Raw genomic sequence first — 26753 nt, 5'->3', positions numbered from 1 at the left:
TACATTTGTTACTCTTAAACATGTTAATTTAATACATAAATCCTCATTCGTATCTCGGTGAGGTAGAGGTTGCAGTCATTAAGAGTATCATTTCAGGAGATGTAGTGGCATTGATGAAGAAATGAGAAAGGAATGATTGCCGAAGTAAGTCGTGTCCACCATGCACGCTTGCTGGGTCTGCATTTAATAAGTGCAGAACTGTCACAAACGTTTCGTTTGTGGAGAGCTATCGAGAGGTATGTCGTGGGTTTCTTATAAGATAGAAAGCATGTAGCGGCAAATTACGTGCTTTTTTTGTTTTGTTTGGACCTTCTCTTCCTTATCAGGAAGACATACATATCTCCTCGCTTGACTTGGTTATACTAACTTTGGAGGTATTTTCTATGCAACAAAAAAAATGGGGCTTTTGGGTACTAACAGCTTTCGTTGTCGGTAACATGGTTGGCGCTGGTATTTTCATGGTGCCAAGTACGTTAGCACAAACAGCAAGCCCACTCGGTGTCACTTTAGCTTGGTTAACAACAGGGTTTGGTGTTTTAATGCTAGCTCTTGTTTTCGGTAATTTAGCAATTCGTCGTCCTGATTTAACGACAGGACCACAAAGTCATGCATATGCTTTATTCTCAACACCAAAAAGAAAGAAAATGGCTGGTTTCAGCATGGTATGGGGATATTGGGTTGCAAACTGGGCAAGTAACGTTGCCATTATTACATCTTTCGCGGGATATTTATCGCTCTTCTTCCCAATTATGAAAGATACACGACTACTATTTTCAATTGGCTCTTTCAATATAGAAGTTGGAAAACTAATTACATTTACTATTTGTTCCATCTTACTTTGGGGAACACATTTAATTTTAACAAACGGTGTAAGCGGAGCTGGGAAGCTAAACTTCTTAGCAACAACAACGAAAGTGACTGGATTCCTTCTATTCATCGTCGTTACGTTATTTGCGTTCGAAGCTTCAAAGTTTGGACAATGGTACACACCAATGATCGATAAAGAAGGCGTATCACACGGCCTCCTTTCACAAGTAAATTTAGCGGCTCTTACAACACTTTGGGCATTTATCGGGATTGAATCAGCCGTTCTTTTATCAAACCGAGCTACTTCTCCCAAAACGGTAAAACGGGCAACTGTTGCAGGATTACTTATCACAGTTGCAATTTATTTAGGAATTACAATTTTAACAATGGGTGTACTTCACGTTGATAAATTACAAGCTTCTGAACGTCCATTAGCAGATGCATTAAACGCTGCAATGGGTCACGGCGGCGGGAAACTTATGGCATTACTTGCTCTTACTTCCCTATTCGGTTCAATATTAGGCTGGATTTTATTAAGCTCAGAAGTACCTTATCAAGCAGCAAAAGAAGGTTTCTTCCCTTCCTTCTTCGCAAAAACGAATAAAAAAGGAAGTCCAATTCATTCACTACGATTAACAAACATTATGTCGCAAGTGTTCTTATTCTCAACATTATCAGGAACAATTGCGGAAGCTTATACATTCGTTATTACCGTATCAACACTGGCCTACCTCATTCCATATCTCGTTTCACCAATATTCCAGTTAAAACTAGTCGCAACTGGTGAAACATATAAGAATGAAATGGGTTCAAGAATTATGGATGGTGTAGTTGCAGTTATCGCACTTTGCTATGCACTATGGGTTATTAAAACCGGCGCATCCGATATAAAAACATTTCTTCTCGGAATTGGTTTATTCGGGATTGGCTTTGCCTTCTATCCATTAATGAATCGTGATCAGAAAAAAAATAAAGAAAAGAAAAACGAGCAAGTTGCGTAACGCAATTTGCTCGTTTTTTACTTTATAAAACATATATAATAGAAAAAAGAGGTGAAAAACATGTCAATCGAATCACTATGGAGCTCTCGCTTTCAACAACATATTCAAAATGCCATCACATACTTTGCACGTATGATTAACGGTTTACTATATAGCTTCATCTTCGTCTCATGTGTAGGTGCATATTATTACGCTAAGTTTCTTAAAACGGATCCTTCTAAAGGAATATCTTTATTACTCATCACGATCGTACTTACACTCATTGTAACGAGATGCCAAGTTCGCACATTTATTCAAAAACCGGACGCTGTCTATTTACTTGCATTAGAAGAGAAATTAACATCTTATTTTAAAAAATCTCTTCTATATAATTACATCATTCAGCTTTTCCCGCTTATATTTACGTTCCTTGTTATCGTACCGCTTGCCATGCAATCATTACAACTAACCGTACCTTTCTTATGTACAATCTTTATAATTTTAATGATTCTAAAGGGCTGGAACATATACATACATTGGATGTGGCGTGATAGTTATGAAAAAAGCATATGGTTTATCATTCGTATTGCTTGTAACGCCCTGATCATTTACATGCTGTTTTATACTGCAAATGTGATCGTGTTAGGCGGACTACTCTTACTTCTTGCTTTCCTGCTTCTATACACGAAGAAACAACCTACAAAACGAATACCGTGGGATTACATAATCGAACAAGAAGAAAAAATGGACGTTCGTTTCTATCAATTTGCTAGCATTTTCACCGATGTTCCGCAACTGAATAAGCAAGTAAATAAAAGAAAATGGCTTACAAATTGGATTGAACCTTTATTACATAAAAAACGAGCAACTTTCTTCTATTTACATACACTAGCATTTTTACGCGGTAATGATTATTTCGGTATATATATTCGCTTAGGGTTGATCGGTGCTTTCGCTCTATATTTCATTCCGAATATATATGTAAAAGGTGCTATCGCTTATATCGTCCTATATATGATTTCTATGCAGCTTCGTTCTCTGTGGAAATATTTTTCAGGAAATATTATTGTAGCATTATATCCAATTGATACTGAAAAACGAATGAATCAATTTCTCCGCTTAATTTTCATATTGCTAAGTATTCAACTCATTGTATTTTCAAGTGTTATACTCATTGCTACAGGGCAATTACTACATGCTTTAATTATTATGGTAATCGGAGTACTTTGGATAAAATTTATTATTGTTCCAAAAACAAAGAAACGAATTTCTTCATTTTAACGAAAAGAATTATCTTAAAAGCCAAGGAGAAAATAAATTATCTCCTTGGCTTTTTTATTTTTCTTCCTCAAACAAGAATCACTGAAACAACCGATATTTTATGATTTTTACATACAAAAACGATAATACATGTTTACGTCCTAATAAAAAGGGTAGTTATTAAATTAACAGGGCAAAGGAACTGGAGGGAATGAAAAAATATGAATTAAAGTTTCACTTTATAAAAGGCGTTGCTCAAGGACGATTCTGGAACCGATTATATAATATAAGGAGCTGATTGCAATGAGTAAAAAAATTGCTATTTTAATAACGGATTATTTCGAGGACACAGAATACACAGAGCCAGTAGAAGCTTTTAATCAAAAGGGATACGAATTAACAACTATTGAAATGGAAAAAGGTAAAAAGGTACACGGTAAACAAGGAAAAAGTGAAGTCGTAATTGATAAAAGTATTGATGATGTTTCTCCAGAGAACTTTGATGCCCTCTTTATACCAGGCGGATTTTCTCCAGATATACTTCGTGCAGATGAACGTTTTGTTCGCTTTAGCAAAGCATTTATGGATGCGAAAAAACCTGTTTTTGCTATTTGTCACGGCCCCCAATTACTCATCACTGCACAAGCACTTGAAGGACGCGATGTGACTGGATATAAATCCATTGAGGTCGATTTGAAAAATGCCGGTGGAAATTTTCATGATAAAGAAGTGGTTGTATGCCAAAATCAGCTAGTAACAAGTAGACAACCGGAGGACATCCCAATGTTTATTGAAGAATCATTGCATATATTAGGATAGTTATTATAGGTTAACCAAAGTAGCTAAATAACTACTTTGGTTAACCTTTTTATTTGTAAAAAACAAGATTAACACCATATGAAACATTTCTTCATCTTTAATGATTTTTTGAGACAGCCTCTTTTCTCGTCCCAAAATTTCTAATCACTTTTCATAGGCAGTTCTCATATAGTGAAAATGACTATACAATTCCTATCCATAAGTTAAATAATGATTTCGCACATATAAATAAAAAAGATAGGAGCTCTATTATGAACAACAATCCGCCTGCAACGCCCCAAAACAACTCAGAAGAAAATAGCCGTGACATTAAATTGCAAACATTACGAGTCATCGGACTCATCGTCCTTATTAGTGGTTATATCCTCGTCGCTCTCTCAGAAGTAGGTGAGCTGAAAACCTTATTAACAAACCCTAACGCCAATCCTGATTTAGCTGAAGTTGATCCGTTTTAAAAATTATATAAAAAGCGAGTCCCAGTATAACTGGTTCGCTTTTATATAGTTTCATCCAATCTGAGAAACATTTCCTTCATTCTGATACTTCTCTTTCCCTATCGCCTTCATAAATAATAAAATACTGCTCATACCAACGATGAAATATAGAGCGCTCATGCCCCAAGATGCAATAAACGAGCCTAGCATAACACCTAATGCCCCATTCATTTTTGCCACTTGAAAGACCATTCCGTTAATCGCCATATATGAACCTCTTGCCTCATCCGGCACCATATCCGCCATTATAGATTGACGAACCGGCACATACATCATCTCTCCTACAGTTTGGAAAAGCCCTGCAATTAATAAGATCCATAAACTATTGCTCGTTCCGAGTATTGTAAATCCAATTGTGTAAATGAATAAGCCTACATATTATGACTGTAATTATTGAATGACTTCTTCTAAATGGTTCTTCAAGTTCTCTAAATACTTCTCAACAGTAGGATTTTTCACCACATCATAACAAGCAAAACTCTTTAACGGACTCATACCAAGAAACTTCTGCACACGATGTAAATGACTAAGTGCTGATTCTAAACTTTCTCCTTCAAAGAACTTCGTCTTATCTCCGAATGCTTTTTCAGGTGCATTCCAAGTTGTAGAAAACATATACTGCTTCTCTTTTAATAAACCACCTGTTCCGTATTCATCTGCACCTTTAAAGAACAAACCGTATTCATACACTTCATCCATATACGTTTTAAATAATCCCGGTACACTAAACCAGTAAATAGGTGTTTGATAAATTACAACATCAGCCCATAAAAACTTTTCTTGCTCTTCCTTAATACTGTATCCATCTTGAATCGTTGTTGTTTTCACATGATGATTCTCACTTAATACAGTTACCATATAATCAACTAACGTTCTATTTAATCGTCCTTCTTTCGTACCGTATTTTTCATGCCCATTTATAATGAATATATTTTCCATCACTTTTCTCTCCCTTATTTTACTCTTCAGCTATTAAGCCGAGTTGCTGCTTCAGCGTAAGATTATCTTCTAAATGCCAATCTTCCGTTATCTTTCCGTCTTTCACATGCAAAATATCAATTGCAAAAAAATTGATTTTCTTATCATTATGAGTTCCTGTAAAAGAAAGACGAGCTGTTACTTTATCACCAACGACTAATAAATCTTCAATCTCGCAATGTATATCAGGAACGACTTTGCGAAAATTTTGTGCTGCAAGCTTTAATCCTTCAGTGCCTTGTGGTCGACCTTTCGGCAGTGTGTTATCGAAAAAATTTTCAGTAACCGTCTGCGGAATAAGTTCCTCTCTACCTGTATCCCAAAATGCATAAAAGCGCTGCGCTGCATGCACGATTTCTGTCGCTTCCTTTTTACTTAATGAAGGATCGATTGTCATTGTTTTTGGCTTCGGCATTTCCTTCAATAATTGGATTTCAGTTTTTTGCTCACCACTACATGCTACAAGCACAATACAAATGACAAAAAAACTAAGTAACATAAACAGCTTTTTCATAACCATGGAAATCACCTCCTCTTCATACAAACCCTTTGTATTTCTTATTTCTATTGTATATGCACTAACTTCCTTTATGGAAGTAGTGATATTTTTTTCATATAGTTACCAAAAAGATAGTTTTGTGATATGATAAGGCAAATTCATTAAAAAAATTTTTATGGAGGCTATTTCCATGAGCAATATAGATCCAGTTGTATTAACGAAAGGTTTACCTGGTATACCTTGTCCTATCGCTAAAACTCTTGACGTAATTAGTACAAAATGGACGTTTTTAATCATTCGCGATCTTCTTATCGAAGGAACATTAAGATTTAGCGATTTACAAAAATCAATGGACGGGATTAGTCCGAAAACATTATCACTTCGCCTAAAAGAATTGGAAGCACAAGGGATTATAACGAGAAAAGTATATCCAGAAGTTCCACCTCGCGTAGAGTACACGTTAACGGATAAAGGAAAGCAATTAGAGGGGATATTTATTGAATTAAAGCGGTTTGGATTAAGTTTATAAACGAAAAGCCCCTTACCATAAAAATAGTAAGAGGCTTTTCGTTATTCACTACATTACTTCGCAAAACTTTGAGCTAGCTGTTTCTCTCTCCACATAAATGTAATGCCGAGACCAACGATTAAAACAACACCTGAAAATGCATATGGATAATTAATGTTTATATCAAATAATATTCCGCCCATCGCTGGTCCTGCGATATTTCCTAAACTCGTATACGTTGAGTTCATACCAGCAACGAATCCTTGCTCTTTTCCAGCTGCTTTTGATAAAAACGTCGTTAAAGCTGGACGAAGCAAATCAAATGCTAGGAAAATAAAGCAAGTAACGAGAAGTACAATCCAATAATTAAAGACTACAGTTGAGACGAATGCTAATACTGCACCTACAATTAAACATATTTGAATTAATACTTTCTCACCGAACATGTCAACCAATTTGCCAAACATAAATACTTGCACAACTACCCCAAAGATGGAGCTAATCGTAATAATTGCAGCAATATCTTTCGGTGTGAAACCAAACTTATGATCAGAGAACAGGCTAAACACAGTTTCATATGCTGATAATCCAAATGCGAGTACAAATACAATAATAAATGCGATTGCATACATTGGATTTAATGATTTCTTTAAATCTCCGATAAAGCTGGATTCTTTCGTATTAGCAGAAATCTCTGCAAGTTCTTCTTTCGTTAACGGCTCTTTCAAAATAAATATAGAAATCACGCATGCAACAAAGGCAATCACTGCTGCCACAAAGAACGGCACACGTATACCGTATTCTGCAATAAACCCTCCAATTCCAGGCCCTATAATAAATCCGGTACTAATAGCGGCTGAAAGATAGCCCATCGCCTTTGGACGTTCTTGAATAGAAGTAATATCAGCAACATATGCCGTAACACCCGGCATAATAAACGCGGCACTAATTCCGCCTAACACCCTCGCTGCATAAAGCATCCACACATCTGTACCTAATCCAAAAAGAAGCTCTGAAACACCAAAAATAAATAATCCAATGATTATCATTTTCTTCCTACCGTAAATGTCGACCCAACGACCCGTAATAGGTGAAGTAATAAGCTGCGCCATTGCAAACACTGCAACGAGATAACCCATCGTCTTTCCTGTTAAATTCATATCATTCATAAAGGACGGCATAACCGGAATGATTAATCCAATCCCTAAAAAAGCGATAAATATATTACTCAAAAGAATGATCAATACCATCTTTTGTTCTTTTATCGGTTTCTTCAATTTTTAACACCTCTTCCCGTAGTTCCTCTCAAAAATAATGCCCAAGAAGCTTTTTCTTTATCCTGCTATTTGTGGGCTCATACTGAGTAAAGATGTCCCCACTCATTAGAATTTCACTCTATCCTTCCACACATACATAAACACAGGGTGAATGACTATCATTCAGTTTCCCGCAGAAATGAACCTACCTTTTCAGACAGGTTCATCTTACTACTTCTTTATATGTAGTGCATGTGTTAAAAAATCTAGTACTTCTGCCTTTTGTAGCTCGACTTGCTCATCATCTTTATGATCATATAAATAAACTTGTTCCGCTGCTGATTCAACAAGAGCGATAAATAACTTCGCTGTTCGCTCTGCGTGAACCGAATCACGAATTTCACCTGATTCTTTTGCCTCACTTAAAAAGTCACTTAGCCATATATAAAGAGGCTCATACACAGCTTCCCATTCTTTTATATGTTCAGTTGATGCAAGGCCCGCATACATTAATGCTTGTAGTTCACGATATTCAGCTATAAAGGTAAATACTGCATCTATTACTTGCTCAACTTTACTTGAAAAAGGTGAATCGTTCTGTACTTTTTCTTTCACTGCAAGTATCATCTTCTCAACCATCACTTCTGCTATTGCAGGCATAACAGATAACTTAGAAGGAAAATATAAATAGAAAGTTCCTTGTGCAATGCCAGCCAATTTCACGATATCAGAAATCTTCGTTTTTTCAACGCCCTTTTCCTGAAACACTTCAATAGCTGCATAGACAATTTTTTCTTTTTTATTCATCATCTAAACCCTTTCACACGCGTATTGAATGACTGTCACTCATTTTATAAAATAACTAGCTGTACTGTCAATCATCGTGCACTTTTCATAATAAAAATCTCCCAACAAATCGTTAGGAGATTTAACTTTAATATCCTTTTCTTATGAAAGAGCCTTTAATCCCGTAACTCCACATACGATAAGAGCTACACTAATCAAACGTGCCTTACTTTTCGATTCACCAAACAGAAACATATTTAATAAAACAGCTCCTGCTGTTCCAATGCCAATCCAAACCGCATAAGCTACACTTACTTGTAAGAACAAGAAAGATGTGTATAAGAATGCAAAGGAAGTTGCAAATCCACCTATATAAATCGCTCCATTTGTTAACGTCTTATCTTTACTATACATTTTAAGGCCTATCACACCGACTATTTCACTAATTGCAGCACAAAATACGAAAAACCAACCCATTTTTAAGCAGCTCCTTTCACAATTTCTTCCGCGGTTTCTTCTTTATTATCAGCCAATTTTAAACCGATAACGCCCGCTACAACCATCACGATAAAGAATAGTTTTCCTACACTGAAACTGCCGCCGAAAAGGAATACATCCATTAGGAAAGTACCTACCGTACCAGCTCCGGCAAACACAGCATATACAGTCCCTGTTGCAAGATGTTCGCACGCTTTCGATAGGAAGTAAAAATCAACAGCGATAACTCCTACAATAATGACCCAATGCCACCAAGTATGAGCTGTATTAAAACCAAACACCCAAAAGACTTCAAAAATACATGTTAATATGACATATAACCAAGCTTTATTTTTCATATCTCTCACCTTCTATTATTCACTGACTGACCGTCAGTCATTTTTAATTTAAAAAATATAATCTCACTCTAACTACTATTTAAAAAACCAATATCATCCTCATTTATCCTTATATTTGTTCCGTTATTAAGCTAACTACATATAAAAGTTGCTTATCTACACCCTTTCACAGAAAAAAATGACTGAATGTCATTCATAAACATTCTACATGACCAATTGATAAAGTGTCAACACCCGGATTCTATTAACCAAAAAATATTTTAAATTTCTTAAATCCACATGAATATTTCTTAATAATCTGTCAATAATGGTAGTAACATAATATTTTCTCCATTCCCCCCCTTGGAGATCCCTTTGAATCGAGCAGTTGCTTTTAGCTAACTGCTCTTTTTTAATTTATCGGCACATTATAATAAAATACTCATAGATAAATTCCAAAACAAAAACCTGTACTCCCTTTTCAACATGCAACAAAGAACGAAATATTTTGTACGCTATTTACTTTTCAACGAGTCTTTGTATGCAATAATTTTATTTTCGAGCATCTTCTCTGTAACTTCTAAATTTTCTCTTTGAATCTGAATAGATTTCCTATGATCTTCTAAGAGCTGTAAACGAGCTTCGGTTGTATGCTCCCCTTCTAAATATAATCTAGCATATTCTCTTATTTTCGCTATCGGCATTTGTGTTTGTTTTAATTTCATTACAAACTGCAACCACTTTATATGTGACTCTTCATACAATCTATTCCCATTTGCATCGCGATTTGCAATTAATATGTTCTCCTTTTCATAATAACGTAATGTATGTGTGCTCACTCCTAATAATTTAGCTACCTCGCTAATTGTGTACATAACCATTCTCCCTCCGCACGCCATTTACTCTCATATATTTTACTGCCTTATCCAAATTATAAAAAACATTTGACTTAGAGTATACTCTAACAAATACAATCTAACCATGATAAATTAATTTGAATTTAGGAGGCTTTTATATGAAATATACTGTTATTACTGGTGCTAGTTCAGGAATTGGCTATGAATCCGCTTTAGCCTTTGCATCTCGCGGAAAAAACTTAATACTTGTAGCTCGAAGACAAGCAGAATTAGAAGAATTAAAATTGAAAATTAACGAAATGCATCCGGAATTGGATGTTGTCATTCGAAGAACTGATTTATCAGTCACTGAAGAAGTTTATAAATTTTATGAAAGTCTACAAAGTTTTCAAATTGAAACGTGGATTAACAACGCAGGTTTTGGTAATTTCGCCTCAATTGCTGAACAAAATTTAAACAAGATAGAAACGATGTTGCATGTAAATATAGAAGCACTAACAATACTATCTTCCCTTTTCGTTCGAGATTATTCAATGACCGCAGGAACACAGCTTATTAACGTTTCATCAGGCGGTGGATACACGATTGTTGCTGATGCTGTTACGTATTGCGCTACGAAATTTTATGTAAGTGCATTTACAGAAGGACTATCTCACGAACTGAAAGAACAAGGTGCAAAACTACAAGCAAAAGTTTTAGCTCCTGCTGCAACTGAAACAGAATTCGCAAAACGTTCATTTGATATTGATGAGTTCCAATACGATAATGTTGTACCGAAATTCCACACTGCAAAACAAATGGCACAATTTATGCTCGACCTTTATGATAGCGATAAAGTTGTAGGGCTTGTCGATGGTTCTACGTATAACTATGAACTTAGAGATCCACTTTATAATTTTGCCGTGAGAAAAACGAATTCAAATTCCTAATACCATCTCATTTTGTATTAAAATATAGATACCCACTATTTCTTAAATAATAGTGGGCCTTTTTTCTCTCTAAAAATTTCATCCAACATACCGTATCATCGCCACCTCATCACAATAATTGACTTTTGGACAATGTCTACAATCAACCCATACTTTCTCTGGCAGCAATTCTTTATTTACAAAATCAAATCCACACTTTTGAAAAAATACTCTTTCATACGTTAAAGAAATCACTCTTTTTACATTTATTTTCGTCGCTTCCTCCATCACATGACTCACGAGCATACGCCCTATCCCTTTTCCTGCATATGTATGCGAAACTACTAACGATCGTACTTCTGCAAGGTCCTCTCCTAACACATGTAAACCAGCAACTCCAACGACTTCCTCTCCTTCTTTCATAACATATAAACATTGTAAATATTGATAGAGAGACAAAAGAGAACGCGGCAAAACAACTCCTTCTTTTGCATACATTTCAATGAGATTATAAATTTCTTTCACATCACTTGTAACCGCATTAAAGATTTTCATATTATATCCCCTTGCCCCAGTGTTAATATTTATAACATTATATGAATTTTAATTCATAATTTCATATAATAATACATCTCTCTTTTCTCTCCGTCAATCACTTTTCTGAATTTTATCCCGCATTAACGGGCAGTAAGACTCCCACCTCAAAATTCGGCTGAAGCAAAGAAGGTAGGTGGGAGATCAACTGCCCCTAAACGCCCGATTGGTGAAGGCTAATAATCAGTGGTGGATGAACAAAACCCCCACTGATTAAAGTTTCACTTTACACAAACAAAAAACCAAGCAACTTAATCGATGCTCGGTTCCTCATTTCGTATCGGCAATACCGTCGAATATTTAATTTCACGAAGTGCTAAACTCGTCTGTATCCGTGTAATACCAAGCTTGTTCAACTTTCTAATAAACTGCTCCAGTTCTTTACGATCACGATTCGCAACTTTTAATAAATAATCATACTCTCCTGTTAAACAGTGACATTCTAACACTTCAGGCATAGATTCTAATTCTCGTTCTAACACTTCCAGCTTTTCATACTGATGAATATTCGTACTCATAAAAATGAAACATAATAAATCAAATCCAAGCTTTTCTTGATTTAAAATTGCTACTTGCTTATCAATAAAACCTTCCCCATCTAACCTTTTTATTCGTGCATGCATCGCAGCTGGAGATAAATTAACACGGCGTGCAAGCTCTGCATTACTTACTTGTGATTCTTTCTGCAATATATCTAAAATTTTCACATCCAAATCATCAAGCACTTTAATAACAGATGACTCCATCAAAATTCCCCCTTTTTTCTTACCGACGATTATTCGAAGAAACATCTCATAACTTATATAAAACTGAATGTTTTTCTGTAAATAAGATTTCTAACGAAACATTTTATCGAGTTTTTACCATTATACAAAAGAATATATTAGATAATAAAGAAAAATGCTAAAATTATTTACAGTTCATTCTTATTTCAACAAAGGGGTTTTTAGTATGCCTTATTTTTACGTCTTTTTACTATTATTAACAAGCTTATTATGGGGAGGAAATTTTGTCGTTGGGAAATCACTTGTCGATCATGCGTCTCCGATGACACTGACAAGTTTAAGATGGATGATTGCGATTGTTTGTTTATTACCACTCGTATGGTTTAAAGAGAAGAAAATTATTCCACCGCGTGCTGCTATAATCCCGTTAGTAATTATGGGAATTACAGGCGTCGCCCTTTTCAACATTTTTCAATTTTTAGCACTAGAAAAAACATCCGCAACGAATGTAGGTCTTATTTCTACATTGAACGCTATTTCAATTGCATTATTTTCTGTGCTATTTCTAAAAGAAAAAGTAAATACACTTCAAATTCTTTCTATGATTCTTTCATTTTTCGGGGTTATGCTCGTCCTTTTAAAAGGAAATTTTGCTCTTTTATTTTCACTACATTTTAATAGCGGGGATTTATGGATGATTGCAGCAGTTTGTATTTGGGGCATTTATTCTGTTTGTAGTAAATGGGCGACAAAAACAGTTACACCCCTAATGGCTACATTATATTCTGGCATTTTTGGTGTCATTTTATTGCTTCCATTTAACATAGGTAGCTTCACTGTTTCCAATATCAACTCTTCCTTCATAACATCACTTTTATATACAGGACTCATTTCAACAGTACTTTGTATGGTGTTTTGGAATATTGGTGTACAGAAATTAGGCGCTACTACATCGGGGATTTTTCTAAATTTCAATCCAATTTTCACAGCTATTTTAGCATTCCTTTTCCTTGGAGAAGAATTAACATGGATTCAAATTTTCGGGACAATTATCGTCGTTACAGGGTGCTATTTATTCTCTCATTTTAAAACTGTTTCTCCTCAGACGACTAGAGCTTTAGTACGAAAGCATTCTTAATGAAAAAGCATCGCCACCAGAGTGGCGATGTTTTTATTTACCTTTCATTTCTTTCACATACTGCTTTTCTTCTTCTGGCGATAAACGTTCTGTTGCCTTTCCGGTATCACCACCTTGAATTTCCCACAAAAAGTTATGATCCTCAACCGTTTGTGAAAAGTCTCCTTTCTCCCAACGCTCCAAAGTAGAAAGTAGCTTTGCTTTATATTTAAAATTTGTACTGCTTTCTACTGCGTTCTTCGCACTACGAATTTCCTTATTTGTCATTTCGATAAATCCCCATTTATCAGATGATTTCACTTTTTGATGTACCATCCTATGCATTGTAGAAATAATTTCATCCTCACTAAATTGTGGCTTCTCTTCCGCAACTTTCTTGTCCCGTTGGCTCATCACTTTTTGTGTTTTAAGACTCTTCTCCTCCTCCTCTATATAATTAAGAAGTTTAGTAACACCGAATACAGCTCCTACCGCAATTACAATCATTGTAATTGTCCCTATTATCCATTTTTTCATATTATGTACTCCCCATTCCCCCTAATAATTACATAAACAAATGGAATCGCCTGCACATAGTCGATTCCATTTGTTTCCTTATTTCATTTTAAGCCTTCATCGCTTCTCGTACAATGTAACTGTCCACATATTGCTTAAATTTCACGATTTTTCCATTTTTAAGCTGCCATACATGAACAAATTCCGCCTCAAATGATTTTCCCGTCTCTTTATAAACCCCTGAGTAAACACCTTCAGCAATAATCACATCTTTTCCGTTTACTTCATGGTACGTCTTTACACTCGCTTTATAATCATCCCATTCTGATCCTAAACGACTAAATACATTTTCCATTATAGCTTCTGCACCTATATACGTTCCGCCGTACGGAAAACCTTCTGCCTCTGTCCATTCCACTTTTTCAGAAAATGCTTCTGCTAAATGTTTTGCATTCGAAGAAGCTGATCCTTCATACGTGCTTTGAATAATTTCTAAATTTGTTTTTTGCTTCATTATTTTTTCACCCCAAACGCGTTTGCCGCTAAAACAAGTCCAATTTCTAACGCTTTAACGTGCGGGAACCGCTCCTTTATTGCCGTTTGAATTTCTTCACTTGAAGGATTTCCTGCAAGAACTTCATCAAATGCAACTAAATATTTACGAGTATGTTTAATCGCGTCTGCTGTATTTGGTACGTCATAATCACGATGACCCGCTACAACAATTTCAGGATGAAGATTTTCAAGTTCACTTAATGTTTCTAACCATTTATGACGAGCTTCAGCATCTGTTTCTAACGTCCATACGAAAGTATTGTTATAAACGATATCGCCTGTAACAACGGCTTTTAATGATGGAATCCATACATAACTATTATTCGGTGTATCACCTTGCAAACCACCTTTAATGATTAAATCATTTCCCTCTAAAATCAATTTCTCTTCTGTTAATTCATCTGGAACAATTGGTTGATGAGGAACATTATGCCCAATAGATGGTTTCCACTGTTCCACTTTCTTCTCAAATGTATTACGAATATCTTCAACAGTATTCCGTAACGCAACAATCTTCGCTTCTGGAAATGCTTCATGTAATACATTTAATCCAAAATAGTGATCTGGATGGAAATGAGTCACATAAATATGAGTTAAATTCTTTCCTGTTTCAATAATTTGAGCTGCTAAACGGTGCGCATCACTTAATAAAAATTGTGCATCGATAAGAATTGCATCTTTTTCTCCGTATACAATTGTGGATGTAACTTGAAATGCTTGCTCAGATCCTGTAAAAACCTCTAAATGTAATTTTGACATGTTATTTCCTCCACTTTTTATTTACTCTTTTATATTCCTTTATTCTTTAAGCTTTATTCTAGTTGTAACTAAGTTAGTTACAACTAGAATAAAAAAATATACGAATCATTTTATTACTAATCGACTTGATGTAATCATTATAGTTACACCAAGTCGTCAAGTCAACACTAAAAAAATAAAATTTACTTCGTTTTCATTACTTTCTCTTTTAAGAAACGATCTACATATCCTTCTGCTTTTACAACGAATAAATACGCACCCATTGATAATAATGCAAGATCTAATTCATATCCCGGATTCTTTCCATCTCCTAATAAGCCTGCTGCTCCATTTACCTTTACGATAGCTCCAGCCAAAATAAGAGCGAATAATAATCCTACATACCTCACGCCTAAACCGATAATCAATAATATACCACCAACTAATTCAACTGTTGCTACGCCATATGCAAGACCACCTGGTAAGCCGATGCTTGTAAACCACCCTGCTACGTTATCGATACCTGATTGAAACTTCGCTAAACCGTGTGCAAAGAATGTCACTCCTAACACGATACGAATAATTAAATTCCCAATATATTGATTCATTTTGAACTCTCCTTCTTTGTTTTGTTATGGTGAACATTTATTCACAAGACAAAACAATACGGTATTTCTTTTCATTCGTCAAATGCTTTTTTTAAAGAAAACAAAAGACATTATCCGTTTTACGAATAATGTCTTTTATAAAATAGCGCTAATTCAAGCTTTTACTCTATCACACAGAAAAAGTTGAAACTTTTTTCCAGCACCAATATAAGGCAATAACGGTACGTCCTCTTCCACAACCATTCCGACAACATTCACTTTCTCATCTACAGGTAAATCATTTACAACAACTTGCATCTCCCCACCATATCTACCGTACAATTCATTATCAATTGTAATACTGCCTCGTTTTCTTGAAATTGTATTCATCGGTTGTAATGCAACTTTATTTTCTTCTCTTGATTCTACAGAGCGAATTACGTCACGAGCCGGATCTAACCTATTTATATGCACTTGCTCTACCACTTTTAATACTTCACTTGCATTTATAAATGACTCATATCGCACTGGAATAATCCCACCACTCGCACTCGAGATTTCTTGTACACTTTCTAGGCTCCCACTTATGTCTCCAATTAACACTTTATCAATGTCACACTCTTGAACAAGTTCTAAATACGCTTCAAGTGGCCGCATATAGCGGTGCTTTTCTAAAGTTGGTAAACCCTCATATAACGGACCGCGTTTTTCACCATCTCCCGGAATAAACGCCATCGTTTTTATTCCGCACTCATGTAAATACTTATTTTGTTTTTGCAAAAACGACTTTGCTAATCCTGTTTCTGGACGCGGATAAAAATTATGCCACGCTTCTACTCGATCTACTCGTATATTTTCCGCAAGTAACTCTTTCCAAAATGATTCTGTAATCGTACTCGCATTTAAAGCTACCTTCATCTTATGAGATACACGTGCGATTTCTTTTGGCGTAATACCGTAATCCATTCGTAAACCAGTAATGCCAAAGTCTAATAACTCTTCCACATTTTCATACGTCATCCCTAAATGGTTTAACGATTTTGGAGAGACATCAACCATTAATTCCATTTCATTTTCGAGAGCTTGTTTCCCAAGTATTTGAATTAACTCCTTATACGTATTCGGATCATCTTCTGGAATGTGAAGAGATGTAAAAATAGATGAAAATCCGTTTTCTTTCGCTAGTTTTAACCATGCTTCTTGTTTCTCTACTCGCTCTTTTGAAAGATAAATTGAAACTCCTATCATATGAATCTCTCCTTCTATTAATATAAAAAAAAGAGAAAGGAATCCCTTTCTCTATATGTTTTCTGCCATTTCTTCTTTAAAGCCGAAGAAGTACGTAAAGATGAATCCGAACGTATATGCCACTACTAATCCAAGGAAATATAATAAATATTTATTATCAGCAATTAACGGAATTAATGATAATCCTGATACACCTATTCCGAGTGAAGCCGTTTTCATAACAGCTTGGAATGCACCACCGACAGCCGCTCCTAAACAAGCAGTAATAAACGGTTTCCCAAGTGGCAATGTAACCCCGTATAATAGTGGTTCGCCAATTCCTAAAAATCCTACTGGTAATCCACCTTTAATCACATTACGAAGGCGTTTATTTTTTGTTTTCACATAAATCGCAATTGCTGCTCCTACTTGCCCAGCGCCAGCCATTGCGAGTACTGGTAATAAAGGCGTTACGTGCGTTTGATTAATAAATTCCATATGAATCGGTGTTAAACCGTGATGTAATCCGACCATTACGAGAGGTAAAAATGTTCCGGCAAGCACAGCTCCAGCAAATGCTCCGCCAACATTTAAAATTGCATTAATACCGCTTGTAATACCATCAGATAAGAAGCCTGCTACTGGCTGAATCGCTAACATCGTTACTATACTTACAGCTAATACAGTAATGAGTGGTGTTACGATAATATCAACTGCATTTGGCACCGCTTTTCGTACTCGTCTCTCAACTACAACCATAAGCCATGCTGCAAAAATAACTGCAAATAATCCGCCCCGTCCAGGTACGAGTGCTTCACCAAATAATTTTACGTTCGCCATCGCTGGGTTGAAAATTAAAATACCTGCAATTGCCCCAAGAACTGGTGTCCCGCCAAATTCTTTCGCTGTATTCCAACCGACTAAAATTCCTAAGAATGTAAAGATACCGCCGCCAATAAGTAGTAGCATTTGTAGCCACGTTGCATTCGGATCAGCACCTGCGTTTTTCGCAAAGTTAGCAACCCCATTTATAATTCCTGACGCAACAAGCCCCGGAATTAGCGGAATGAAAATACTTCCTATTTTTCTTAAAAAGTTTTTCACTGGTGTATTATTTTTCTTCTTAATCTCTGACTTCATCTCTTGCCCAAGATCTTCAAGGTGGTGATCTGCCACCTCACCAATTCGCAGTCCCGTTAAACCTTCCATCTCAGCTGCTACTTTATTTACTGTCCCTGGTCCAACAACAACTTGAAGCGTCTCATCTTCAATAACGCCCATAACCCCTTCAACCTTTTTCAAAAGGTCCATATTCACTTTACTTTCATCATGAAGCGTTAATCGCAGTCTCGTCATACAATGAGCAATGCCACGAATATTTTTTACTCCCCCAAGTTGCTCCGTAATCTCACTTGCCATTCTCACTTCTTTCTTCATAACAGATTCCCCCTCCCTATATGTTATAGTGCCTTCTTCACAAATCCTTTCGCTTCTTTTAATTTCTCCAGTGCTTCCCCATACTCACACTGTAGCAATACCATAACAATCGCAGCTTTCACATTACGATCTGCTTTCTCATAACACTCTGTAGCTACTTCATAACTAGCGCCTGTCGCTTCAACAATAATTCGTTTTGAGCGTTCTACCAATTTTTCATTTGTAGATTGAACATCTACCATTAAGTTTTTATATACTTTCCCTACACCAATCATAGACGCTGTAGAAATCATATTGAGTACTAATTTTTGCGCTGTGCCAGCCTTCAACCGTGTTGAGCCTGTTAATATTTCTGCGCCTGTTTCCACTTCCACATTTAGTTTTGCATATTTACTTATTTCAGCATTTTTATTACAGGAAATACTAGCTGTACTTGCTCCCACGCTACTTGCATATTTCAATCCGCCAATTACATAGGGTGTTCTACCACTTGCTGCAATTCCAATAACCGTATCTTTCTCGTTTAATCCAACACTTTTTAAATCTTCTTTTGCTAACTCTTCACGATCTTCGGCACCTTCCACCGCCTTAGTAAACGCTTTCAATCCACCTGCTATAAATCCTTGAACCATTTTATCATCTGTTCCAAATGTCGGGGGACATTCCACTGCGTCTAAAATGCCTAAACGGCCACTCGTACCAGCCCCAATATAAATTAAACGGCCTTCTTCTTCAAAAGACTTAGTAACAATTTGTACAACCTTTTCAATTTCTTCTATTTCATTTTCAACTGCTAACGCAACAGTTCGATCTTCTTCATTCATACTTTGTAAAACTTCTTTTATACTCATCTCATCTAGATTCATCGTTTTCTCATTACGGTGTTCTGTCGATAAATTCTCTAACATATTGCCACCCTCTTCGAAATTATATTTCACACTTTTATTATAACTTTAAGAAACTAAAAATCAATAACTCTTTCTTATTTTATGAAATAAAATTTCACAACATGACATATTTGTGTCAAAGATAATAAAAAAGATGAGTCTCCCCATCTTTTCTTCTACTTCAATTTCCGTAACCGTAATGCTTCTTCTCTCGTCTCCATAAATTGATCTAATACTTTATTACCAATTCGATTGAAAGTAATCACATATAAAGCATCAATCATATTCAGTTGCGTCATTCTCGAAGCAATACTCGCAATGCGATGGTCTTGCTCTACATCTGGCATACAAAGGCGAATGTCTGCCGCTTTATATAACGGAGATGATTGGTCTAGCTTCGTAATCGCAATAACTGTAGCCCCTCGCTTCTTCGCATATTGCGCCATTTCAAGTACATCTTTCGTACGACCAGAAGTTGAAATCGCAACAAATATATCTCCCTCTTTTAAATTCGTGACGAGTGGCAACATCATATGAAAATCAGATAGCATCATTGCAGTAAATCCAAGCCTTGTAAATTTATAAGCCCCGTCCATCGCCGGAGTAGCCGATCCGCCTACTCCGTAAAATATAATTTTATCCGCATTTACAATACGATCTGCAGCTTTCTCAAGTTCCTTTTTATTTATCGCAGTAACGCTCGCCTCAATTGCAGCTTTATTCACATATGTAACTTTATTAAACAAATCGTACGGTCCATCTTCCGTATTCATCACTGAAAAATCATTAATATTATAATCAGCAATCGTTAATTCACGAACGAGCGCTATCTTAAATGCTTTAAAGCTTCCGATTCCAATCGATTTACAAAAGCGAACAACACTCGCCTCACTTGCACCTGCATTCGTTGACACTTCTTTCGTCGTTAAATTCGGAACAATCTCAGCATTCTCCATTATGTACATGGCAACCTTCTTTTCAGCTGGTGAAAATTGATCCATATTACTTTCAATTTTAAATAGTAATGTTGAAGCTTTCACTATTTAACCTCCACTTCTTACGGTTGCGTATATTCTCTAATATCATTTGTATCATATAGATAAAAACCATCATTGCCAGGTGGATGGTGAACAATTACAGTTCGATCCTCTTTTTTATATGACGTTATTTCACCTTCAGATCGCTGTTTTTCCCATCCATGTATCCAAATTGCAAAGTCAGGTACAAAAGCAGTGTACTTATAGTCTTTCGGGTTTTCGTCTTCTACATAGGAAGAAAAAATAGAAACTGGAAAATTTTTCACTTTTGACTCTTTCCATGCAGTAAATGGTATACATAGTGCAATAAGTATGATTACACCTATAACTTTCCCCTTTGTAATCTTCACACTTCCCTCTCCTTGTCATATCACATACATAGATTTTATCATAATTACAATCCATTCATGCTACATGACCACTGCATTTTGCAATAAAAAAAGAGCTTACCTACATCAGATAAGCCCTTCCTCTCTATACAAAATACTTCTTCAAAAGCGGCGGCGTAATAATTGTCGTCAATATAACAACAATGACAATCGCTGTGAAATTTTCTTTCGCTAACAAATTCGCCGCAAGTCCATTTGCTGCAATGATAAGCGCTACTTCCCCGCGCGACACCATTCCCGCACCAATACTAATAGAAGATTGTAAGTTAAACCCTGTTAATCTTGCTCCTAAACCTGATCCGATTAACTTTGTGAAAATTGCGATGAGCGTCATAATGATAATGAACCAAAGTTGGCTTCCGATACCTTGAAATGTAATTTCCATTCCAATACTTACGAAGAAAACCGGTACGAATATCGCGTAAGCAATCGGTTCAATTTTATGTTCCACTTCATGCTTATACTCTGTTTGCGAAATCGCAATTCCTGCTGCAAATGCCCCAATAATACCTGCGATTCCCATCATTTCACTGTAATACGAAAAAGAGAAACAAATAATAAGTGCAGCACTAATTAACGCTTCTGTTACGCGAAGTGGTACGAGCATTTTCATAATCCACGGAACAACTTTCCAAGCGATGAAAACAATACTTACAAAAAAGATAATTTTCTTTGCAATGACTAGCGTTACATTTACATCTTGTGTGCCTAAAAAACTCATGACAAACGCTAATAAAATAACGACAATTACATCATCAAATACAGCTGCACCTAAAATCGTCGTACTTTCTCTCGTATTCATTTTCCCTAAATCTCTTAGCGTTTGAACAGAAATACTAACCGATGTGGCACAAAGTAATAACCCTAAAAAGATAGCATGCGACTGTAACATTCCAAAAGCAAGCCCTGCTAAATACCCACCAAGGAATGGGAAAATAATTCCTCCCATCGCTACTGCGAATGCAGATTTTAAATTACGATTTAACTCTTCTAAATCAGTTTCGAGTCCTGCCATAAACATAAGTAGCAAAACACCGATTTCGCTAAGCTCATCAATAAGTTCTGAACTATTAATAATACCTAGCAAAGCCGGACCGATAATAATACCAACGATTAATTTACCAAGTACAGAGGGCTGGCCGAGTCTTACGCTAATATCACCAGCTAATTTCGTACAAAGTAAAATGACGACAAGTTCAAAATAAAATAACATAACATCTTCTCCTACTATAATAAAGTAAAACTTTAATCAGTGGATTATTCTTCATCTCTACTGATTGTTAACCTGCATCTATTTCTGCACATAGTTTCTCCTTACAACCGGCTTTTTATTTGTTAAAATTTTATTTGACAAAATATTCTGAATTATAATAAGATTAACCCAGAAATTTTAAAAAACTACATACCATAACTGTATTTTCATTCACTTACATACTCTTTTCCAATGGGCTCGTACTATATTCGCAGTTATGGAAATGAAAACTAAAGGAGGAGAGTTCAAAGTGAAGTCATTATTACGAAAAAAAGCGCTTAGTACTGAATCACCACGACAGCTAGATCGAACATTAACGGCACTTGATTTAACGTTTTTAGGAATCGGCGCCGTAATTGGGACAGGGATTTTTGTATTAACAGGTATCGTAGCGGCAAAACATTCTGGCCCTGGTATTATGCTATCATTCCTTATTGCTGCATTTACTTGTGCTTGTGTAGCCTTTTGTTATGCCGAATTTGCTTCTTCTATTCCTGTCTCAGGAAGTGTGTATACTTACGCATACATGACAGTCGGGGAAGTCGTCGCCTTTATCGTTGGTTGGTGTTTAATGCTCGAATATTTACTCGCTGTTGCAGCGGTAGCTGTTGGCTGGTCTGGATACTTACAATCATTGCTTCAAGGGTTCAATATACACCTTCCCACCATTATTTCCTCGGCCCCTGGTACAGGAAAAGGTGGTCTCATTGATTTACCAGCTGTTTGTATTTTACTTCTCATTACTGGGCTTTTAAGTTTTGGTATACGCGAAAGCGCACGCATTAATAATGTTATGGTCCTTATCAAATTAGCAGTTATTATCGCCTTTATCGTAGCAGGTGCAAAATATGTAAAGCCTGAAAATTGGACACCGTTCATTCCATTCGGGTACGACGGTATTATTACCGGAGCTGCCACTGTCTTCTTCGCCTTTTTAGGTTTTGATGCAATCGCAACCGCGGCAGAGGAAACGAAAAAACCGCAGCGTGATTTACCAATTGGCATTATCGGTTCCCTTCTTATTTGTACAGTTTTATACATGATCGTATCTTTCGTTTTAACAGGCATGGTTCCTTATACGCAATTAGACGTTTCTGATCCAGTTGCATTTGCACTACATTTCGTTGGTGAAGATACTATTGCGGGGCTACTTGCAGTAGGTGCGATGACAGGAATGACAACCGTTCTTTTAGTCGTTATGTATGGACAAGTTCGTGTTTCTTATGCAATGAGCCGAGACGGCTTACTCCCAAAAGCTTTATCACGCGTAAATAAAAAAGTAAAAATCCCTTTATTAAACACATGGATTACTGGAGTATTTGCAGCTTTATTAGCAGGACTTTTAGACCTACATTTACTAGCGAATTTAGTAAACATCGGTACGTTAACAGCCTTCACATTCGTTTGCTTTGCTGTACTTATTTTACGGAAAACTCATCCTGATTTAAAACGAGGCTTCCGCACACCACTCGTACCTGTACTACCGGTTGTCGCTATTCTTTGTTGTTTATATTTAATGACTAATTTGTCCAAAACGACATGGATCAGCTTTTCATTTTGGCTTATAGTCGGTTTATGCGTATACTTCTTCTACTCTAGAAAACATAGTCATTTAGCTACTAAAAAAACAAATGATGAGAAAAAAGAAGTATAAAAAAATAGCTCGCCTATAATAAAGGCGAGCTATTTTCATTAACGATTGTAAAACGAAAAATATACCGATCAACTTTTGTATACTTATCCCGCTATTTGCCGGGCAGTAAGACTCCCACTGATTAAAGTTTCACTTTATTCTCCCTTACTTCGTCTCTTTCTTTTTCTTTCTCCACGCGTTTACACTATCAAAGAAAAAGTTAATAAATAGCGTTCCTAATCCCGCTAATAAAAATGTCATTAAAAATAGAATCCATATACTTTTATCTTTTAATAAATAATATCCTACAAGGAGCACAACGGCGATCCATACATATTCAAGAATTCTTTTTAGCTTTTTCTCTTCCAAATTATTCGCTCCCTTTTTCTATACTACTTTTAGTATAACAAAAAAAAAGCCTATCATGATAAGCTTCTTTTTCTTATACCTTATTTGTTGATGCTTTTTTCAACCAGTGAAATAGCGTACTCTAACGTACGATTCATCGTTTCTACCTGTGCATCTTTTACTTTCACATCTTTTACTACAGCTTCTGCAACTGTAATTTTTTGACTCAATGATCTCACTGAACCGTCCGTTACATTTGTAGCTTGTGCTTTTTTCACTACTGCTTTTGCAGATTCAATATTCACTTGTAATTTTTCTTTCGGTGTTTTTGGCTGTTCTTCTGCTACCTTTGATTGTACAAATGTTTGATTTGCTGTTTTTAATTCATTATACGTTTGAACAATTTGTTCTCCTGTACTTGCTATATTCTCAAACACTTTCGTTGCATTGTCATAACTTCTTTGTAATTCGTTAAAAGCTGCTTGGGAATACTGACCTGGTTTTTCACCAAATTCATAAGTACCTGCCAATACTTCTTTCACTTTTCCAATCTCTTCATATAACGCATTTACTTGCTCTAATTTTGTACGATTAGAAAACTCGTTATACGCTGCTACTACTTCTGAAGAACTTAATGCTTTACTATATAATTTTGCTAATGCAATTTGTCCATTTAACGGAATACCGCCATTTCCGTTGCTATCTGGATCTGCACCAAGTGCGAATGGTACGTTCGGATGATATACTTTCCCTTGAGCTGGCTGACTATTTACTTTTTTACCATCTACATAAATTGCTACTTCACTTCCATTATACGTTCCTGTTAAATGATACGTTTTGTTTGCTTCTAATTGAACGCCAACACGTTTATAGCTTCCACCAATATGAGCCCATAATTCTACATAGCCACTTCCTGTAGACTCAAAACCAATTCCACCGCTCTCTGTATTTTGCAAAATACCTTGTCCGCGAATTTCATTCATTGAAAATACAGTTTCTAACGTAAATGAATTTGCTACTTTTTCTTTTTGTGCTGCTGAAAATGGAAGGTATCCAAATGTATTTGCTTTTCCGTTTAACTGCATAACATTCTTTTTCAATGCTTTATCATATTCAATAGTCACATTGCCCTTAACATCACCTTTTGTACCAAATGATGAACTGTCTTTAAATGTACCATCTGCAAAGTTTACATCAAAAATATCTGCCTTTGGTACTTTCACATTCGGGTCAATATTATCTTTTTTCGTAGTAATTTCTGCCGTTAATGGTTGTACACTTTCATTGCCGAATGAATCAATCGCAACAACTTCAAGTGTATATGTTTTCCCGCCATCTAGTCCTGCAAGTGTAAATGTCAGTTCTTTCGGCACTGGATCTCGATAAAACTCTGAGAATGCTAATAGCTTATTTTTAATCTCACCTGTTTGTTTATCCTTTGCTTGCAAGCGATAAGAATGAACAAACAGGTTGTCCAATGCTTGCGGGAATGTTACTGTTGCCGCATTTTCCGTTACATTTGATACTGACAATTTCGCATCTTTCGCAAAAGATGGCTTTTCTTTATCACGATCTTCTACATGCGTAAATGTTTCTTTCTTTGATGGCAACTGAATTTTCCATGGCTCGCCTGTCCAAGAATTTGTATGGAAATCACGGCGATTAATCGTTACTTCTTTATCATCCACTTCTACTAATAACCCTTGGCTTAATGTGCTAGCTCCTGGCGGGATATTCCCTTGTACTTTACCGCCTTCAACTTCCATATAGCTTACAGAAGATGTTCCAACAGACGTAAAATCTTTTTGATGAATCGATCTTGGATCATCTAACGGATAATGTGAATGACCTGAAAACGTAATTACTTGTGGATATTCTTTTAATACCGCATTAATTTTCGCACTATCTTTCGTCCCCCATTCTTGGCTACCGTACACTGTATCTTTAATATGTTGATGTAAAAACACAAAAATCGGTTTTTCTGGATCATCTTTTTGTGCCTTTGCCATTTCTTCTTTTAACCAATTAATTTGCTTGTCCGAATAATAGCCATGTGTTGTCCCATCCTCTGGAGACATAACAAGGAAATGATACCCTTTTACCACCTTATGATAATAAACCGATTCCATTCCTGTCTTTTCTAAGAAACGCTTCTGTGCTCCCTCTACAGATAAGCCGTTCCAATAATCATGATTACCTAGAGAATTCATTCGTACCGCATCTTTATTTGCATTTTCGTTATACACTTGCATGAAACGATCATATTGCTTTACTGAACCCGAATCAGTAAAATCACCTACAATGACAAACGCATCTTGCTTTGGTGCAAGCGTATTAAATTGCTCAATCGCTCTTTTCCAGCGGAACGTATCATCTGTTCCACTATCTTTAATATGCACATCACTTACAACTGGGAAAACGATTTTCTTCTCACTTGGTGCCTTTTCTTGCTTTTTCTCTTCCGCTTTAACCGACGTACTCCATGGTAATGATACAAATGCCAATACAAACACCATTAATAATCCAATAAGACCTTTTACTTTTCGTAAAGCAGTTCTTTCCACGTGAATCCTCCTCATAATAATTGATTCATTACAAGGGCTATTTTATCTTAAACATATTAATATCGTTTAAATAACAAATGAATTTTATTAGATTTTTGTAAATATACAGTTAATTAAGTGTTAAGTCCAACATTACTCGTACTATTGTATACAACCACCTTTTGTCTAAAAGAGTCTGAT

General features: G+C 36.0%; 29 protein-coding genes, 1 pseudogene and 1 riboswitch. Of the genes and pseudogenes, 8 read left to right on the top strand and 22 right to left on the bottom strand.

Annotated features, from left to right (window positions below):
• The first annotated feature begins 55 nt into the window (after positions 1-55).
• Positions 56-237, top strand: a riboswitch (Lysine riboswitch).
• A gap of 146 nt (positions 238-383) precedes the next feature.
• The 4 genes from NSQ08_RS02835 to NSQ08_RS02820 all read left to right on the top strand — a co-directional run bounded on the left by NSQ08_RS02835 (position 384) and on the right by NSQ08_RS02820 (position 4321).
• Positions 384-1808: an amino acid permease gene (locus NSQ08_RS02835; RefSeq protein WP_002010833.1), complete on the top strand. Its 1425-nt coding sequence runs from the start codon at positions 384-386 to the stop codon at positions 1806-1808.
• Between the two features lie 60 nt (positions 1809-1868).
• Positions 1869-3068: an ABC transporter permease gene (locus NSQ08_RS02830; protein WP_012260383.1), complete on the top strand. Its 1200-nt coding sequence runs from the start codon at positions 1869-1871 to the stop codon at positions 3066-3068.
• 282 nt (positions 3069-3350) lie between these two features.
• Positions 3351-3866 carry a type 1 glutamine amidotransferase domain-containing protein gene (locus NSQ08_RS02825; RefSeq protein WP_340771280.1) on the top strand — a complete coding sequence of 172 codons (516 nt, stop codon included), beginning with the start codon at positions 3351-3353 and terminating at the stop codon, positions 3864-3866.
• Between the two features lie 251 nt (positions 3867-4117).
• On the top strand, positions 4118-4321 hold the full coding sequence (locus NSQ08_RS02820) for a hypothetical protein (protein WP_002010828.1): 204 nt from the start codon (positions 4118-4120) through the stop codon (positions 4319-4321).
• Between the two features lie 51 nt (positions 4322-4372).
• Here the strand turns inward: NSQ08_RS02820 and NSQ08_RS02815 are convergent.
• From NSQ08_RS02815 to NSQ08_RS02805, 3 genes and pseudogenes are all read right to left on the bottom strand, one after another.
• A pseudogene (locus NSQ08_RS02815) lies at positions 4373-4738 on the bottom strand (MFS transporter); the annotation flags it as partial.
• 12 nt (positions 4739-4750) lie between these two features.
• Positions 4751-5299 carry an NAD(P)H-dependent oxidoreductase gene (locus NSQ08_RS02810; RefSeq protein ID WP_340771275.1) on the bottom strand — a complete coding sequence of 183 codons (549 nt, stop codon included), beginning with the start codon at positions 5297-5299 and terminating at the stop codon, positions 4751-4753.
• Between the two features lie 19 nt (positions 5300-5318).
• Complete coding sequence (locus NSQ08_RS02805) at positions 5319-5858, bottom strand: ester cyclase (RefSeq protein ID WP_340771272.1); 540 nt, start codon at positions 5856-5858, stop codon at positions 5319-5321.
• Positions 5859-6027: 169 nt separating this feature from the next.
• Here NSQ08_RS02805 and NSQ08_RS02800 point away from each other — a divergent pair, with 169 nt between their 5' ends.
• Positions 6028-6366, top strand: a complete 339-nt coding sequence (locus NSQ08_RS02800; protein WP_002166316.1) for a winged helix-turn-helix transcriptional regulator — start codon at positions 6028-6030, stop codon at positions 6364-6366.
• Positions 6367-6419: 53 nt separating this feature from the next.
• Here NSQ08_RS02800 and NSQ08_RS02795 read toward each other — a convergent pair whose 3' ends face one another.
• The 5 genes from NSQ08_RS02795 to NSQ08_RS02775 all read right to left on the bottom strand — a co-directional run bounded on the left by NSQ08_RS02795 (position 6420) and on the right by NSQ08_RS02775 (position 10077).
• The gene (locus tag NSQ08_RS02795) at positions 6420-7622 is read right to left on the bottom strand and encodes an MFS transporter (RefSeq protein WP_002125479.1); all 1203 of its coding nucleotides are present in this window, start codon (positions 7620-7622) and stop codon (positions 6420-6422) included.
• Between the two features lie 210 nt (positions 7623-7832).
• Positions 7833-8411 (bottom strand): TetR family transcriptional regulator, encoded by a 579-nt coding sequence (locus NSQ08_RS02790; RefSeq protein WP_340771263.1) that lies wholly within the window; start codon positions 8409-8411, stop codon positions 7833-7835.
• Between the two features lie 138 nt (positions 8412-8549).
• Positions 8550-8864: a DMT family transporter gene (locus tag NSQ08_RS02785; protein WP_097809534.1), complete on the bottom strand. Its 315-nt coding sequence runs from the start codon at positions 8862-8864 to the stop codon at positions 8550-8552.
• A gap of 2 nt (positions 8865-8866) precedes the next feature.
• Positions 8867-9223: a DMT family transporter gene (locus NSQ08_RS02780; RefSeq protein ID WP_016094709.1), complete on the bottom strand. Its 357-nt coding sequence runs from the start codon at positions 9221-9223 to the stop codon at positions 8867-8869.
• Between the two features lie 494 nt (positions 9224-9717).
• Entirely contained in the window at positions 9718-10077 is a 360-nt protein-coding gene (locus NSQ08_RS02775; RefSeq protein ID WP_002188427.1) for a MerR family transcriptional regulator, read from the bottom strand.
• Positions 10078-10217: 140 nt separating this feature from the next.
• On the opposite strand from NSQ08_RS02775, the gene NSQ08_RS02770 reads away from it, so the two are divergent.
• Positions 10218-10988 carry an SDR family NAD(P)-dependent oxidoreductase gene (locus NSQ08_RS02770; protein ID WP_002188426.1) on the top strand — a complete coding sequence of 257 codons (771 nt, stop codon included), beginning with the start codon at positions 10218-10220 and terminating at the stop codon, positions 10986-10988.
• Positions 10989-11066: 78 nt separating this feature from the next.
• On the opposite strand, the gene NSQ08_RS02765 is transcribed toward NSQ08_RS02770, so the two are convergent.
• Together NSQ08_RS02765 and NSQ08_RS02760 are read right to left on the bottom strand one after the other, a co-directional pair.
• On the bottom strand, positions 11067-11522 hold the full coding sequence (locus tag NSQ08_RS02765; protein WP_340771250.1) for an N-acetyltransferase: 456 nt from the start codon (positions 11520-11522) through the stop codon (positions 11067-11069).
• Positions 11523-11812: 290 nt separating this feature from the next.
• On the bottom strand, positions 11813-12307 hold the full coding sequence (locus NSQ08_RS02760) for an Lrp/AsnC family transcriptional regulator (protein ID WP_002188423.1): 495 nt from the start codon (positions 12305-12307) through the stop codon (positions 11813-11815).
• Positions 12308-12512: 205 nt separating this feature from the next.
• Between NSQ08_RS02760 and NSQ08_RS02755 the strand changes: the two genes are divergently transcribed.
• Positions 12513-13424 (top strand): DMT family transporter, encoded by a 912-nt coding sequence (locus NSQ08_RS02755; RefSeq protein WP_340771246.1) that lies wholly within the window; start codon positions 12513-12515, stop codon positions 13422-13424.
• 33 nt (positions 13425-13457) lie between these two features.
• On the opposite strand, the gene NSQ08_RS02750 is transcribed toward NSQ08_RS02755, so the two are convergent.
• The 10 genes from NSQ08_RS02750 to NSQ08_RS02705 form a co-directional block, all read right to left on the bottom strand.
• Entirely contained in the window at positions 13458-13940 is a 483-nt protein-coding gene (locus NSQ08_RS02750; RefSeq protein ID WP_088035222.1) for a PRK06770 family protein, read from the bottom strand.
• 88 nt (positions 13941-14028) lie between these two features.
• Positions 14029-14433 carry a nuclear transport factor 2 family protein gene (locus NSQ08_RS02745; RefSeq protein ID WP_002029969.1) on the bottom strand — a complete coding sequence of 135 codons (405 nt, stop codon included), beginning with the start codon at positions 14431-14433 and terminating at the stop codon, positions 14029-14031.
• Positions 14433-15233 (bottom strand): MBL fold metallo-hydrolase, encoded by an 801-nt coding sequence (locus NSQ08_RS02740; RefSeq protein ID WP_044444647.1) that lies wholly within the window; start codon positions 15231-15233, stop codon positions 14433-14435. The genes NSQ08_RS02745 and NSQ08_RS02740 overlap by 1 nt, the downstream gene beginning before the upstream one ends.
• Positions 15234-15415: 182 nt before the next feature.
• The gene (locus NSQ08_RS02735; RefSeq protein ID WP_001077751.1) at positions 15416-15820 is read right to left on the bottom strand and encodes a DoxX family protein; all 405 of its coding nucleotides are present in this window, start codon (positions 15818-15820) and stop codon (positions 15416-15418) included.
• Between the two features lie 153 nt (positions 15821-15973).
• On the bottom strand, positions 15974-17047 hold the full coding sequence (locus tag NSQ08_RS02730; RefSeq protein WP_340771228.1) for a DUF871 domain-containing protein: 1074 nt from the start codon (positions 17045-17047) through the stop codon (positions 15974-15976).
• Positions 17048-17098: 51 nt separating this feature from the next.
• Positions 17099-18463 (bottom strand): PTS transporter subunit EIIC, encoded by a 1365-nt coding sequence (locus NSQ08_RS02725; RefSeq protein ID WP_340771223.1) that lies wholly within the window; start codon positions 18461-18463, stop codon positions 17099-17101.
• Between the two features lie 23 nt (positions 18464-18486).
• A complete protein-coding gene (gene murQ, locus NSQ08_RS02720) occupies positions 18487-19371 on the bottom strand; it encodes an N-acetylmuramic acid 6-phosphate etherase (RefSeq protein WP_340771221.1) in 885 nt (294 codons plus the stop codon).
• A gap of 155 nt (positions 19372-19526) precedes the next feature.
• Positions 19527-20390 (bottom strand): MurR/RpiR family transcriptional regulator, encoded by an 864-nt coding sequence (locus tag NSQ08_RS02715; protein WP_340771218.1) that lies wholly within the window; start codon positions 20388-20390, stop codon positions 19527-19529.
• A 17-nt stretch (positions 20391-20407) separates the two neighbouring features.
• On the bottom strand, positions 20408-20737 hold the full coding sequence (locus NSQ08_RS02710) for an outer surface protein (protein WP_113768982.1): 330 nt from the start codon (positions 20735-20737) through the stop codon (positions 20408-20410).
• 124 nt (positions 20738-20861) lie between these two features.
• Positions 20862-21989 (bottom strand): cation:proton antiporter, encoded by a 1128-nt coding sequence (locus NSQ08_RS02705; protein ID WP_016094715.1) that lies wholly within the window; start codon positions 21987-21989, stop codon positions 20862-20864.
• Positions 21990-22278: 289 nt separating this feature from the next.
• Between NSQ08_RS02705 and NSQ08_RS02700 the strand changes: the two genes are divergently transcribed.
• Positions 22279-23682, top strand: a complete 1404-nt coding sequence (locus NSQ08_RS02700; protein WP_002188416.1) for an amino acid permease — start codon at positions 22279-22281, stop codon at positions 23680-23682.
• A gap of 144 nt (positions 23683-23826) precedes the next feature.
• Here NSQ08_RS02700 and NSQ08_RS02695 read toward each other — a convergent pair whose 3' ends face one another.
• Entirely contained in the window at positions 23827-24030 is a 204-nt protein-coding gene (locus NSQ08_RS02695) for a hypothetical protein (RefSeq protein ID WP_000391506.1), read from the bottom strand.
• 80 nt (positions 24031-24110) lie between these two features.
• Entirely contained in the window at positions 24111-26573 is a 2463-nt protein-coding gene (locus NSQ08_RS02690) for an FN3 and LamG domain-containing metallophosphoesterase family protein (RefSeq protein ID WP_340771204.1), read from the bottom strand.
• Positions 26574-26753: the final 180 nt, after the last annotated feature.

Source organism: Bacillus sp. FSL E2-8887 (genome assembly GCF_038007205.1).
In the GTDB taxonomy this organism is placed as follows: Bacteria; Bacillota; Bacilli; order Bacillales; family Bacillaceae_G; genus Bacillus_A; species Bacillus_A mycoides.
Note: the sequence above shows the minus strand (reverse complement) of the source record. Positions and strands in the feature narration are given on the sequence as shown.